The sequence below is a fragment of the Danxiaibacter flavus genome, assembly GCF_041060425.1.
GTDB lineage: Bacteria > Bacteroidota > Bacteroidia > Chitinophagales > Chitinophagaceae > Danxiaibacter > Danxiaibacter flavus.
The window spans coordinates 12,225-25,528 of sequence record NZ_JAULBC010000009.1 but is presented as its reverse complement, the minus strand read 5'-3'; the positions used below and the strand labels follow the sequence as shown (position 1 = coordinate 25,528).

General features: G+C 41.0%; 10 protein-coding genes. 4 read left to right on the top strand and 6 right to left on the bottom strand.

What is annotated here, in order from left to right; genetic code table 11:
• Positions 1 to 8 precede the first annotated feature (8 nt).
• Positions 9 to 725 carry an SDR family oxidoreductase gene (locus tag QTN47_RS23740; RefSeq protein WP_439100195.1) on the top strand — a complete coding sequence of 239 codons (717 nt, stop codon included), beginning with the start codon at positions 9 to 11 and terminating at the stop codon, positions 723 to 725.
• A gap of 334 nt (positions 726 to 1,059) precedes the next feature.
• Entirely contained in the window at positions 1,060 to 1,446 is a 387-nt protein-coding gene (locus QTN47_RS23735; RefSeq protein ID WP_369331936.1) for a response regulator, read from the top strand.
• 134 nt (positions 1,447 to 1,580) lie between these two features.
• Here QTN47_RS23735 and QTN47_RS23730 read toward each other — a convergent pair whose 3' ends face one another.
• The 4 genes from QTN47_RS23730 to QTN47_RS23715 form a co-directional block, all read right to left on the bottom strand.
• A complete protein-coding gene (locus QTN47_RS23730) occupies positions 1,581 to 3,641 on the bottom strand; it encodes a tetratricopeptide repeat protein (protein ID WP_369331935.1) in 2,061 nt (686 codons plus the stop codon).
• Between the two features lie 139 nt (positions 3,642 to 3,780).
• A complete protein-coding gene (locus QTN47_RS23725) occupies positions 3,781 to 4,770 on the bottom strand; it encodes an AAA family ATPase (protein WP_369331934.1) in 990 nt (329 codons plus the stop codon).
• A 2-nt stretch (positions 4,771 to 4,772) separates the two neighbouring features.
• Positions 4,773 to 7,403, bottom strand: a complete 2,631-nt coding sequence (locus QTN47_RS23720) for a transglutaminase-like domain-containing protein (RefSeq protein WP_369331933.1) — start codon at positions 7,401 to 7,403, stop codon at positions 4,773 to 4,775.
• A 54-nt stretch (positions 7,404 to 7,457) separates the two neighbouring features.
• Entirely contained in the window at positions 7,458 to 8,834 is a 1,377-nt protein-coding gene (locus tag QTN47_RS23715; RefSeq protein ID WP_369331932.1) for a DUF58 domain-containing protein, read from the bottom strand.
• Positions 8,835 to 8,929: 95 nt separating this feature from the next.
• On the opposite strand from QTN47_RS23715, the gene QTN47_RS23710 reads away from it, so the two are divergent.
• Positions 8,930 to 9,850, top strand: a complete 921-nt coding sequence (locus QTN47_RS23710; protein ID WP_369331931.1) for a class I SAM-dependent methyltransferase — start codon at positions 8,930 to 8,932, stop codon at positions 9,848 to 9,850.
• Positions 9,851 to 10,180: 330 nt separating this feature from the next.
• Here the strand turns inward: QTN47_RS23710 and QTN47_RS23705 are convergent, their stop codons facing one another.
• Positions 10,181 to 11,023 carry a glutaminyl-peptide cyclotransferase gene (locus tag QTN47_RS23705; protein WP_369331930.1) on the bottom strand — a complete coding sequence of 281 codons (843 nt, stop codon included), beginning with the start codon at positions 11,021 to 11,023 and terminating at the stop codon, positions 10,181 to 10,183.
• Between the two features lie 107 nt (positions 11,024 to 11,130).
• A complete protein-coding gene (locus QTN47_RS23700; RefSeq protein ID WP_369331929.1) occupies positions 11,131 to 12,282 on the bottom strand; it encodes an NAD(P)/FAD-dependent oxidoreductase in 1,152 nt (383 codons plus the stop codon).
• Positions 12,283 to 12,448: 166 nt separating this feature from the next.
• On the opposite strand from QTN47_RS23700, the gene QTN47_RS23695 reads away from it, so the two are divergent.
• Complete coding sequence (locus QTN47_RS23695) at positions 12,449 to 13,216, top strand: DUF4197 domain-containing protein (protein ID WP_369331928.1); 768 nt, start codon at positions 12,449 to 12,451, stop codon at positions 13,214 to 13,216.
• Positions 13,217 to 13,304 lie beyond the last annotated feature (88 nt).

The following is a 13,304-nucleotide window of genomic DNA, read 5'->3' as shown; positions in this document are numbered from 1 at the left end:
TTTACGCTATAAATCAAATAAATATGAAAGTAGTTATTGCAGGCGGCACATCCGGAATTGGATTTGCAACCGCGAAGATGCTTGCGGAAGGCAATGTTGAAGTTATTATTACAGGTCGTAATGAAGAAAAATTGAAAGCAGCGCTGTCTCAACTCCCGGAAACTGTAAAGGGAAGCGCTATAGATTCTTCTGACGGGAACTCATTGAAATCATTTATGGAAACGACGGGCAACATCGACCACCTTTTGCTTGCATTAAGCGGAGCCAAAGGCGGCGGATTTTTTAAAGATCTTGACCTTTCGCAGTTACGTGCAGGTTTTGAAGAAAAACTATTTCCCCAACTGCAAACGCTAAAAGCTGCCTTGCCACACCTTGTACCAGGCGGCAGTGTATGTTTTATTACGGCAGTAAGTGCGCATGCACGTGTGCCAGGAGTCGCGGGCCTCGCGGCTATCAATGCTGCCCTGGAAGCTGTTGTTCCCATTCTTGCCAAAGAACTGAAGCCGACGAGAGTAAATGCGGTGTCACCCGGGGTGATTGATACGCCATGGTGGAACTTTTTGCCCGAAGAGGTCAGAATCGCAACCTTCAATCAATATGCGGAATCATCGCCGGTTGGCCGGATTGGAACGGCAAATGATATAGCGAAAATTATTATTCAGCTTATGACCAACACGTTTATTACCGGCCAGGTTATTACGGTTGATGGCGGAATGTCCTTATAAATACTGGATTTTAGCGTACTGCTTTCCGCGAATACGCTTTCAGGGTACTTTAGAAAATACCACAGGCTATACTATTTCTTTCACCTATTTTTTACCTGTTCGAAAGTTGACCTGAGAATGCTGCATAATATTTGTGGAATATACATTACTAAACACCCTTTTATAGTTGGCAGCATTAAAAAAAAGAGACATTAGAGGTATTTATATACCGTCACACGGCGCTTTAAAAACTCAAATCTCTGATGCTCATACATAATATGTGGTTTAGAAAATACTGCTTATGTGGAAAAAAAACCACATATATATCGTATTCCTGTAACAAACTAGATCATTTATGCGTAAACGAGTGGCAATTTTTGATGACGATCCTGATATACTGGAGGTTTGTGCCATCATATTGAAAAGCAAAGGGTTTGACATAATTACCCAGACAAATTGTATAGATATACTTCAGAAGGTAAAAACATTTCAACCGGATGTTATACTTATGGATAACTGGATTCCGGACATTGGAGGCATCAAGGCAACGCAATTGATTAAAGCCGATAAAGAGACGAAGCACATTCCCGTGATCTTTTTTAGTGCTAACAACAATATAGAAAACCTTGCGAGGGAAGCGACAGCCGATCATTTTTTACAAAAGCCGTTTGACATCAGCACGCTGCATGAGATGGTGAGTAACGCCCTGCAAGAATCAACCGCTTTGGTTGAGCAGAAATAAAGCGGTTTAAATAAAGATTTCGACATCCTCTTCAATTCAAGTATCAATATCACCCTTATTGCACCAACTAAAAAACCTGGTGCTGCCTTATAGCAACATCAGGTTTTTATTGTATTTCTGTTCAGTGAGTATTATTACGATTTTTTCTCCGGCATTACAGGCGGTTCAAATACCAGGCTTCCTCCTTTGCCAAAAAAACGAAGCGCAAGCTCACTTCCCACTCCGTCAGCTTTTCCAAAGATCAATCGTTCATTGGTTACAACAGCTTTACCGGAAGAACTGCGAACATTGATAACAGCCTCATATTTGTTTCCTTTCTTGTTGAAGGTAACTGTAGCTGAAGGTGTGTAACCATCGCTTTGGGTTACCCAATTGATATCAGTATTCTTAATATCTTTTATTATTTGTTGCGTAACCGCATCATTTTCCCCGTTTGTGTTTAGTATCATATTCATTGTTACACCCGAAAATGGAACCAGTTGCGGATAATTCTCAACCATGCCATTACGGTACAGGCTATATGTACTTGCCCGGCCATCTTTCTTAAAGGCTTTGCTTAGACCTTCATATAATCGCCCGACAAACAACTTTTCGTTGGCTGTATCTGCGACAGTTGTTCGCAGTAAATTTTCGTAATCGTCTTTTGCGCCTTGCTTATTACCTCCCTCCCATTTGAAGTTGGCGGTAAACAATTTAAAGTAACGTTGCACATTCGCTCTTGGATCCTGTTGCTGGTACGTTTCATATTTCTTTTGAAAATACTTAGGACTAAACTCTTTCAGCAGGTACCAGGCTTCATCGTAACTAGTCGTAGCTTCACCGCAAAACAGATCATATACCAGCCTGTTGCGTTCAGGGTTATAAGCCAGTTCGTTCACCACTACATACTCAGCCATCATCTTTTCAACTTTCAACGCAGCAATCTTATACAAAGCAGCAGGAGAATACCACCAACCTTTATCTAAAAATTTGATCTGGGAGATCTTTCTGTCTATCAACTCAACTTTTAACAAGTTGATTGAAAAATCATACTGGCTTTGTGTAAGTGTTGTACCAATATGCATTTCTTTAAAGTTGGCTGCTTTATCCAGTGCTATTTCACAACTGTCTAACTGGCCATCATACAAATAACTTCTTCCTAAAGCGATATTATACCATCCGAATCCGGGTGTCGATCCAACGTTCTGAATAATTTGTTGGCACATGCCAATGGCTTCTTTTGTGCGGCCGCCATAAACGTGTAGTTCGGGCAAATAATAATAAGGCTCACGCAGCATTCGCAGGTAGCTTTTATTCAGATCCATATTGAAATACTGAATAGCGTTTGCAAATTTTCCTATCTCATGCTGCATATTGGCGTAGTTATTATAGCTAATGCCCCCACCCTCTTCCAGCTTACGATAATAATATTCACTGCTGTCGTAGTTCTTATTATAGCAATGCAATAAAGCGAGATAGTGATAAATTACCTGCTTATCGTTTTGTGCCTGCATCGGACCGAACCACTGATCATTCTCGTCCTTATACCGGCTTATAAATCCAAAGCCTCTGTAACACCAGTCAAAAGCTTTCTTCTCGTTTGCTTCGATGGAGTTTTCTAAAAAAGGATGATCTTTTGCAGTATAAAAACGATTGCGGTGATACGTCCAGGCGCGGTGGTAATACACACCAAAATAATCTTTACGGAAACGATAAGAATCGATCTTATCCAAAAGTGCCATTACAGAATCAGGCATTTCCAGGTTGTCGTAGCAGGCCTGTAATGCATTTGTAATAGCGAACAGATCCTGGTAGCGCTGAACATTGGATGCAAAGAATACGATAGAGGAATACATGTTCTTCAGTGTACTACCAAAGTCCTTATCCATTAAATGCAACGCCTTTTGCAAAGCAGGTATGGCGTTTTTGTAGCCAGCGTAATCAGCACTTCTGTCATATTTGTAAACGCCTTCATACATCCAGCCGACATAATAAGTGCTATCCAGCCGGATGAACTCGCGGCTGCGTGGCAACGCGTCTTTATCAGTCATACTCACACCAATACGCTTCGCATCAATTTCATAACGTGCAGCATCATTACCCTGCCCATAAGAAAACTGAATGCCAAGGCATAAGGTTAACATCGCATAACAACAAATCATGCAAACATTTCCAGCCTTTATTCGGACCATTATATTTCTAATCTTTTGTTGCATCTTTAATGAGCTTTCAGCAGTCAGCTTTCAGCTATTAGCTATTTACCCCCAAACTATTACATCGCATAAACCATCGGCTTAAGCACTGCATAAGCGACTTCCCATTTTCAATTGTCAATTATCAATTTTCAATTGATAATTAAACCGTCGCTTGCAACTTCAACTTACTCAGCCGGCTCAGTTCCTTGTCAAGGATTGAAGGAAGGGCCTTATGTTTTGCGTCTCTGTTTCTGTAAATAAGGCGATGATCCAAAACTGGTCCAACCAATTGTTGCAGATCATCTTCTGTTACAAATGTGCGTCCCTTTACCAGTGCATAAGCTTTTAAGCATTTCAGCAAGGTAATACCACTACGCGTAGAAGCACCTAAAGTAATATCCGGGTGTCTTCTTGTATCCCACACAATATTGCGGGCTGTTGCAATTATTTCATCATGAACATACACTTTTGAAGCTTCTTCCTGCAGGAACAGGATCTCTTCCATGCTTAACACCTGCTCAATATGTTGCAGATTGTTTTGTATGCCTAAATAATCTTTGTAGATGTCCAGCTCGGTATCCTCATCCACATAGCCAAACGTCAGCTTGATGTAAAAACGATCGAGCTGTGCGGCAGGCAATGGATAGGTTCCTTCCATCTCAACCGGGTTCTGCGTGGCTATCGTAAAGAATAATTTTTCCAGAGGAAAAGTCGTTTCACCGATGGTGATCTGGTTTTCAGCCATACACTCCAGCAATGCTGATTGCACTTTGGGAGAAGCACGGTTGATCTCATCCGCCAGCAATACATTACAGAACAAAGGACCTTTTTTGAAGATAAACTCCTTTTGATCTTCGTCGTAAATATGAGAACCGAGGAGATCCATCGGCAACAAGTCAGGCGTAAACTGAATACGTTTGAAGTTAACGCCATGCTCACTGTGGCGGCTCGCAATACTTTGTGCAAGCGTTTTTGCCATCACGGTTTTGCCGGTACCGGGATTGTCCTCCATAAGTACATGCCCCTTTGCCAGCAGCGCAGTAAGTACAAACTGAATTTGTCTGTGCTTGCCACGAATTACTCTTTCAATATTGTTCACCAATTTATCAATATTGGCCAACGCTTCATCTATTTGTATGATTTGCTCCATGCTTAACCTATTTTGGGTTGCTGAAAGTATTGTATTGTGTTATAAATGTTCACGAACCTGCTAAATCTTGTTTTAAACGGAATTTTCTCTCTCACATTTTTTACAAACGGAACAATGAAACTGTTCACGGTTTCCTGCTCAGTTGCCGTTAACGGCATGCCACTGTATTTCAATTTCTGATAGATCCTGCTGAATGGCACAAAGCCTGTACCGAAAGACTGATCAATATGCCTTGCAAATTGTTCAGGCGATTGATTGGTTCTGCTGTACCCCAGCTGGTTGGTATAATACAGCGCCGCACGATAGCTACTATACGCTTTTGCAGAAGGATCTTTTGCACCTTTAGCTTTTGCATATAAATACTGCCAGATTAAGTATGGAGTTATAATTACCAGTAAAGCCAAACCTCCAATAACGATCAATGTTAACCACAAAACATTCATCCAGTCCACCGGCTGTGTTTGAATAGCCTGTTCTTTCTTTTTCTGTTTTGCTTCAGCTTCAGGATCTATGATCTTTATCTCATCGACAGGAACCGGATTCGGCACTTTTTTGAGAATGGATCGCATACTATCATTCGATCCCGGTTTCAATTCTTTTAATGCTTCAGCAAACGATGCCGCGGTAATATGCATATCCTTCGTTAACGCAGAAAGACGCACAGTGCCTGTATCTCTTGATACAGTTGCAACGGAGGCATCAAACTCAACACGCTCAGGATTTTTAACGGCATAGCTTTCGTCATGATACAACAACTGGTTTACATCCATCACCACTTTTTTGGTAACAGTATCTACACTTACCACATTTCCGTCAGCAACAAGATAAGCCTGCTGCATATTGAGCGGCGGCGTACCATCCGGCTGAGGCGATTGCTGTGTATTTGCATCCGGAACAGTGGTATCAAAATCTACCCAACCATAACCGGGAAAATACACCTGTACCCATGCGTGCGCCTGATCTTCGTAGAACCAATACCAACCCGGATTTTTACTGCTTCTGTCAACAGTTAAAAAACCGGCAGCCACACGTGAAGGAATACCCAATGAGCGAAGCAGGAACAAGGTTGCTCCGGCAAAATATGCACAGTATCCTTTCCTGTTTTCTAATAAGAAATAGGTCAATTTATTGGCACTCGGCAAGCCCGGAATACCCGGATTATCCGAATATTTAAAAAGTGGTTGGCCGAATTCATCTTTACCTAAAAAGTAATTGCGAATAGCAATCATCTTATCAACCGGAGTCTTTGCATCTTTTGTTATTTCCGCGGCCAGCGACCTGATCTTTGCATACTCTTCATCATTCGGCATGTAAGTGTAGTACTGCATGAACTTTTTATCCAACGGCGTATAGTCCTGCGTTTTTATGCTGCGTAACACATCAAAACGTTGCTGCTGAAATTCTTCCAGCATTTGATTGCCTGCAGGATTATAAATAAAGTATGCACTGTTCAGATCACTCACCCACATTTTAGCTCTGTATGCGCTCTTGAACTGATCTTTATATTCATTAGGAACCGGGAGCGGCTGGCAGAAAAATGCCGTTGCCGGCGCGATGTATTCATCCGGCGACAACAATACCTTGTACACATCTGTCGTAACCACTTTCCTGCTCTTTGTTGCCCGTGTATTCTTGATGACTGTTGAATCTGTCTTTGCAAAGTATAACGGTATTTTTGACGGATTGGGCCTGAACAGGTCGTTTTCAGGCATTTGCGGATCTATTTCAAAAGTCTGCGTCAGCGTATCAAACCTTGTATAATAGTATGCTGTAAAATATAATGGATTGGGTGTTTTTCCATCGCGGAAAAAATTATCCAGCCTCGCCACAAAAACAAGCCGCTTTCCCTTGTTAAGATTTCCGGTTAATTTGGTTTGATCTTTATTGCCAATAGTGCCATCCTTATTCTCCTTGGTCATGTTCTCACTATTGCTCTTGTTCTTGTCGTAGTTGCCTTTTGCATTCCCCCATTCTTTTTCAATACCGGCAAAATCGCGTTGGAATATGTTTACCACACCAAGCAACATTAGCGCCAGCACAACCGCAAAACCAAGCATTCTTTTAACGAGGAACCAGCCGAAAAACTTATCATCATCATTCATATTCCTGATCAGCTCAGCCGTGTAAATAATGTACACCGCATAAGCCATGATAGGAATGAATGCATTAATAAGTGTGGTGGCTTTGATATCTGTTATCTTACTGACTATAACAATCTGGGCCGATAAAAGAAACACTGCCCAGAAAACAGTAAAGTACCGGCTTCGTGAAAATCCATAACCGGCAAGCCATCCAATGGAGAAAAGTATACAGAAGATGAAGAATTGAATGGTAATAAAGAAGGTATCAAATTCACCAAAAGCAGTCCGGTTAATATACTGATAGGCAAAGTACAAACCGGCAAACAGAATAACTGCCGTTGGCAAAAAGCGAAAGCGGTATCCGTAAAAAACGGTGGCTGCGCCCAGGCCAGAAGCAAAAAAGATGCTTTGTTTAATATAATCGTTGCGAAGAATATTGTAGAACTGGTTAACGTCCCACAGCATATACACCGCAAGCGCTACCGTTGGCAGGCCCAGCAACAATAATTGAGCAAATACTTTCTTCCAGCTATATTTCTTAATTGCCTTCATATTCAATATCCTTGGTTACATCGTTAACAAACCTGATCCGCGCAGGCATTATGCCTATACAGTTACCGGCTTATTATATTTTTCGAGAATAGCCTTTATTTTTTTCTCGTTCTTCAGCATTTTTGATTTCAGGGTTGAAACACTCCAGCGTGTTCTGTAAACAGCAAGATCATTTTTTTCCTGCTGAATAAATACCCATTGTAACCAGTCCGTAACATATTGTTTACGCAGGCCATTGCTTAATCTTACGAAGACGATCACTATTTCATCTCCATAACTTTCAGCCAACTGCGCCACTTCTTCTGCGTTACTGAGAGATGATACAACAACCATGGCTGCCTCGTTCGTTTTTACAAAAGAAAGCAGGTCCTTATCTGTCTGCCAGCGGCTGGTGCTAATATTATACCGCACATTTTGCTGCTCATCTGTGGAATAATGCAACGGTAAAACCTGGTCCGGTATATATTTTACATCGAATCCTTTCTTAACAAGTTGCTGGTAAACGCTCCACAATACTGTTTTGTAATAGTTTAAAAAAGGAATATTAACTACATCATTTCCTTCAATATCATAATTGCTGAAGAAGGATGCATAGAGATACATATGCGAAGCATAAGGATCAAGAATTTCCGGAATACGAACTACCAGTTCTTTATTTTTTGCATAGATCTTCCAAACAATGCGCCTTACGTCATCGTTATCCTCAAAATTCTTGTAATTAAGATATTCGCCTTCTATTCGTTTGATCTCTTCAATTCTGGTATTAGTCTCCTCTGTTTTACGGGGAGATGCATCAAATATATCTTTAGTCTTTTCAAATGGCTGGGTATAAAAGCGGCTGTTGGCCGGAAGTTGAACCGCCAGTGAAAAGAATTGAAAAAAGTCTTCAAAGTAGATAATTACATTTTTCAGCTTGTATTCCTTTATTTCCGGAAGTGGCCAATTGTATGTGCCCTCCAGTCTTGTATTGATGAGCTTATTGAACGCTTTTTCAACCAGGGAGAACTTATCTGAAAAATGCTCTTCGTCGTACTGTATTCTCAATTTTACAAAGCCGAGCAGCGGCTTTAATACAGGCTCAAGAACCATGCGAAGCATTTGCAATCTTCTTCTGCCCGAAGTTTTACCAGCTACGGTTTCAATAGAAAATTCCGCCTGCTGCTTTTTCTTTTTGAACAGGAAGAACAGGTAGGATAACAAAACGGAAAGGAACGCTAGCGTTAGAACCGCCACAATAAACCAGGTAGCAACCTTTATTAAAAGTGCAAAAATGTCCCCAAAAGAGGAATCCGGTTGTTGCTGTTGTGTGCCAAGCCAGCGGTAACAGATATAAACTGCGGCCATAAACAGGAAACCATACCACGTAAAAGGCAGAAAAAATCCAACCTTCTTAAGTCCTCTATTGATATTTCCGTTTGCCTTGCTCATCATTTAACCGGGTTAAATTAACTAAAGATGCGTTCGTTTAAAAATTGATACCGAAAGCCAGTCTTTTTTTAACTGAAACTTTGCTTTCTTTGCCACCGATGAGTGAAATTATCACATATACGGCGTGTCCTTTTTGTAAAAGCGACAATATAATAAAAGTTTTAACTGCTAAAGATAATACTGTTAGCCAAAAAGACTTTGATATCTGGCATTGCAACAACTGTTCCGGCAGGTTTACACAGCATATACCTGGCCAGGAAGACATTGGGGCATACTATAAAAGTAATGATTACATCTCTCATTCGGATGTGAAAAAAGGGTTCATTAACAGGTTGTACCATATAGTGCGAAATTACACGCTTCAGTCTAAAAAAAAGCTGCTTAACCAGGTCAATAACAATTCAAAAGGAGCGCTTTTGGATATCGGCGCAGGCACCGGCGCTTTTGCCAATACAATGAAATTGGACGGCTGGCAGGTAACTGCGCTGGAACCGGACGACGTTGCGCGCGAGAATGCGTTAAAAAATTATGGCTTGCAACTTCAAACACCTGACACGCTATATAATTTACCAGAGAATTCTTTTAATGTGATCACGATGTGGCATGTATTGGAACATGTTCATGATCTTCACGGCTACATTGACACCTTTCACAGAATCTTAGAGTCCAACGGGACATTAATAATAGCTGTACCCAATTATACCAGCTACGATGCGGAAAAATACGGGCAATACTGGGCAGCTTATGATGTACCCAGGCATTTGTACCATTTTTCGCCGGATTGTATGCAGCGCCTGATGCAATCACACGGTTTTACTGTCACCAATTATATACCCATGTGGTTCGACAGTTTCTATGTGAGCATGTTAAGCGAGCAGTATAAAAACGGGAAAAGCAACATGGTTGGCGCTGTTTCTACCGCACTTGCATCCAACAGGAAAGCATGGGTTGACGCGAAGAAATGCAGTTCGGTGATATATGTTATTAAGAAAGCTCAAAGCCCAAAGCCTAAAGCTTAGAACTACTGTTCAATTTTGGATTCGATGCCGTACTTGTTACAACCTAATTGTTCAGATGCTTCTTCCTTAATAGTTAATATTAAAAAGTTCATTCGTTCAACTCGATTTTAAGTACTGAGCTTTAGGCTATAAAAAAAGCTGATGGTCGTATCTTTCACTAACAGTCATCAGCTTTATATTTTCAACAGCAGTTTTAGGCTTTACGCTTTAGGGGTTACGCTTTGGGCTTTAAGCTAAAATAAAAAAGCTGACGATTGCGACTTTCGTATACAATCATCAGCTTTGAACTATAAACAGCCGGTTTTAAGCTTTGCGCTTTAGGCTTTAAGCTTAGTTAAGCTTTATCTCAAACAATGCCGGCCAGCATTTACCGGTAACATAAAAACTGTTCTTCGCGCTGTCGAAAGCAATTCCGTTTAATACATTGCCTGTATTAGGACCAATCTGCTCACGATTGTAAACCACTCCGTTTTTGCTTAATATGTCAGTGAGGTCTAATTTCCCAACCACAGCACCCGTCTCCGGATTGATTTTTATAATATTGTCAGTCTCATAAATGTTGGCATATACAAACCCGTTCACATATTCCAGCTCGTTTATGTCGGAAACAGGCCCATAATTATTAGAAACACCAACTGTTTTTAGTATTTTAAACGTAGCAGGATCTACAAAATATAAATTATTGCCTCCTGTACTTATTATCAGCTCTTTGCCATTGTTCGTCAATCCCCAACCGTCATATGGCCATTCAAACTCCTGTACTTTTTTAAAAGTATTCAAATCGTACACAAACACTTTATGTTCCTGCCAGGTTAGCTGGTATATTTTATTATTTAAAATAGTGATCCCTTCTCCAAAATATTCATTATCCAGTTTTACCTGCTGATTCTGTTTTCCTGTGTTAAGATCTACTTTCAGCAACTTGCTTTTTTCCTTTAGGCCGGTTCCTTCATACAACGTATTATTATACCAAATCAACCCCTGTGTATAAGAAGATGTATCATGCGGATACACTTTAATAACATTATATTGTATTGCAGGAGGAACGTATGAGACAGGGTTTGTAGCAGCGCTTCCACTGTCTTTTGATGTATCTGAACTTTCCGTGCCATTACCGCAAGCGGCCAAACCAATGACTCCCGAAACTAAAATGCACCTGATTAAGTTTTTCATCCATTTATTTTTACTCCGGACAAATTTTGTCCAAAACACCGGACAAATGTATACGGAAAAAGAAAGTGTAAATGTTAACGGTCACTATATATTTTGCGCGATCAACGCTACTTAAAAAGCGATTCTGCAACTTTCTCGGCAACAACAGGAGACAAAGCAACCCCCATACCATTGCAGGAAACAACAGCATGTACCCTATCGCTCACATGGTGAATTACAGGCTGCTTGTTTTGGGTAAAGCCCATTATTCCGCTCCATCTGAAATCGATTGTATACTCGTAATCGCCGGCGATATGATCCCGCAGAAAATCTTCCAGTTTTTTCTGGATACCGGGAGTTTCGGTTAAACGATCCGTGTGTTCTTCCTCAAAAGCAGAGTTCCTGGCACCCCCAAGCAATATGCGGTTTCCAATATTTCTGAAATAATAAAAGCCTTCATCATAATGGAATGTTCCGTGTAACGGAAGATGTGGAATTGGACTGGTAACTATAACCTGTCCGCGTTCCGGCGACACTTTCAGTTCCGGCAAAAGGCTATTTGTAAAGGCATTACAACATACGATAAGGTTACGCCCAAAAAATTTAAGCTTCTCTTTTTGGTTGTTGATCTGATAAGAGGCTTCCAGCTCAACGCCTTTTGAAACTTCCGTCCAGCCAGCAACTTCTACCCCCGGCAAAATATCCACGCCCATGCTTTGCACAAACTTTACAAATGCCATCAATAACTTACCGCTGTGTAAACTGCTTTCAAAACCATTTTCGATGAGGGCATCAAACCCGGCAAGACCAAATGTATCAAGCTTTTCATCGGCCCAGGTATATGTTTCTGATGCACCGGTAACATCTTTTAATAACAGGTTCAGCTCCGGCAGCCTGCTCTTAATGGCGCTAATATCATTTTTTTGATTGTCCAGGCATTCAAAGCCACCACAATTATCATAGTCGATAACGCCGCGAACAAAAAGACGTTTGATTTTTTCAATGCCTTTGAACCGCATTTCAACAACTTTCAAAGTGTCGTCCTTGCCCTGGGTATCAAAGTCATGCAGCAATTCAGTCGGACTGCCAAAGCAGGCAAATCCTGCATTGCGGGTGGATGCCCCTGTTGGCACAATTCCTTTTTCAATAATGAGGATATTGATTGATGGATTTCTCTTTTTGATCTCATAAGCCGTCCATAAACCAACCAGGCCGGCTCCAATAATGAGGATATCGCGGTTTGCAAAAAAGCTTTCCTTTTCCCAAATAGAAATTTGCATGCGGAAAGATAAGCATGATTAACGAATGAAAAAATGTACGGGTCGAGCATTTCGGCGACAAAAACAGCCCGTTAAGCTTAAATGACTTTCTCGCATTGCTGCCAACAGCAGTATTAACGAGTTGTTTGCTAACTGTCTGATTATATTTGGCTTTTATTTTATTTCTATGCGAAATTTTTTCTATGTACTACTATTAGCCCTGGCTGTAAGCAATGTTCAGGCGCAAAAATTAAAAGATCTGTTTAAAACATCTTCTGACACTAACAAAAGCTCTTCTAACTCCCTTGGTTCCATTTTGGGAAAAGTAACCGGTTCCGGTAAGGATTCTTTAAGCACACTGGATGTATCCGATGGTCTAAAAGAAGCCTTGAATAAAGGAATTGAAACAGGCACAAACAAACTTTCTGCCGCAGATGGCTTTTTTAAAAATGCAGCGATAAAGGTTCTGCTACCTCCTGAAGCACAAAAAGTGGAAAAAACGTTGAGGAGCGTTGGGATGGGCAAACTGGTGGACGACGCAATCCTGTCCATGAACCGTGCAGCAGAAGATGCAACCAAGAGTGCTGCACCAATTTTCCTGAATGCGGTTAAACAAATGACCATTCAGGATGCCTGGGGTATTCTTAAAGGTGGTGATACTTCCGCGACACATTATCTTAAAACAAAAACAACAGATCCGCTTACTGCGGCATTTAAACCTGTTATAGAAAATTCCTTAAGTAAGGTTGACGCAACTAAATACTGGACCGATGTGGTAAATGCTTACAACAAAGTCAACTTTTTCGGCGGCGAAAAATTAAATCCGGATCTATCCGCCTACGTTACATCTAAAGCCATGGACGGCATCTTCCACGAAATCGGCGACCAGGAAAAGCTCATCAGAAAAGATCCTGCAGCGAGGACGACAGATTTATTGAAGAAAGTCTTCAATTAAGACGCTATCAAGACCGTAAGACAGTAAGACAGTAAGACACGTAAGAGGGGCTGTTGAGAATGAGACAGTGATTACTATTTCGGTTCTG

What these genes read in the sequence shown, in the direction of transcription:
- QTN47_RS23735 (WP_369331936.1), top strand. Translation starts at nt 1,060, where the DNA reads ATGCGTAAACGAGTGGCAATTTTTGATGACGATCCTGATATACTGGAG.
- QTN47_RS23730 (WP_369331935.1), bottom strand. Translation starts at nt 3,641, where the DNA reads ATGCAACAAAAGATTAGAAATATAATGGTCCGAATAAAGGCTGGAAAT.
- QTN47_RS23725 (WP_369331934.1), bottom strand. Translation starts at nt 4,770, where the DNA reads ATGGAGCAAATCATACAAATAGATGAAGCGTTGGCCAATATTGATAAA.
- QTN47_RS23720 (WP_369331933.1), bottom strand. Translation starts at nt 7,403, where the DNA reads ATGAAGGCAATTAAGAAATATAGCTGGAAGAAAGTATTTGCTCAATTA.
- QTN47_RS23715 (WP_369331932.1), bottom strand. Translation starts at nt 8,834, where the DNA reads ATGATGAGCAAGGCAAACGGAAATATCAATAGAGGACTTAAGAAGGTT.
- QTN47_RS23710 (WP_369331931.1), top strand. Translation starts at nt 8,930, where the DNA reads ATGAGTGAAATTATCACATATACGGCGTGTCCTTTTTGTAAAAGCGAC.
- QTN47_RS23705 (WP_369331930.1), bottom strand. Translation starts at nt 11,023, where the DNA reads ATGAAAAACTTAATCAGGTGCATTTTAGTTTCGGGAGTCATTGGTTTG.
- QTN47_RS23700 (WP_369331929.1), bottom strand. Translation starts at nt 12,282, where the DNA reads ATGCAAATTTCTATTTGGGAAAAGGAAAGCTTTTTTGCAAACCGCGAT.
- QTN47_RS23695 (WP_369331928.1), top strand. Translation starts at nt 12,449, where the DNA reads ATGCGAAATTTTTTCTATGTACTACTATTAGCCCTGGCTGTAAGCAAT.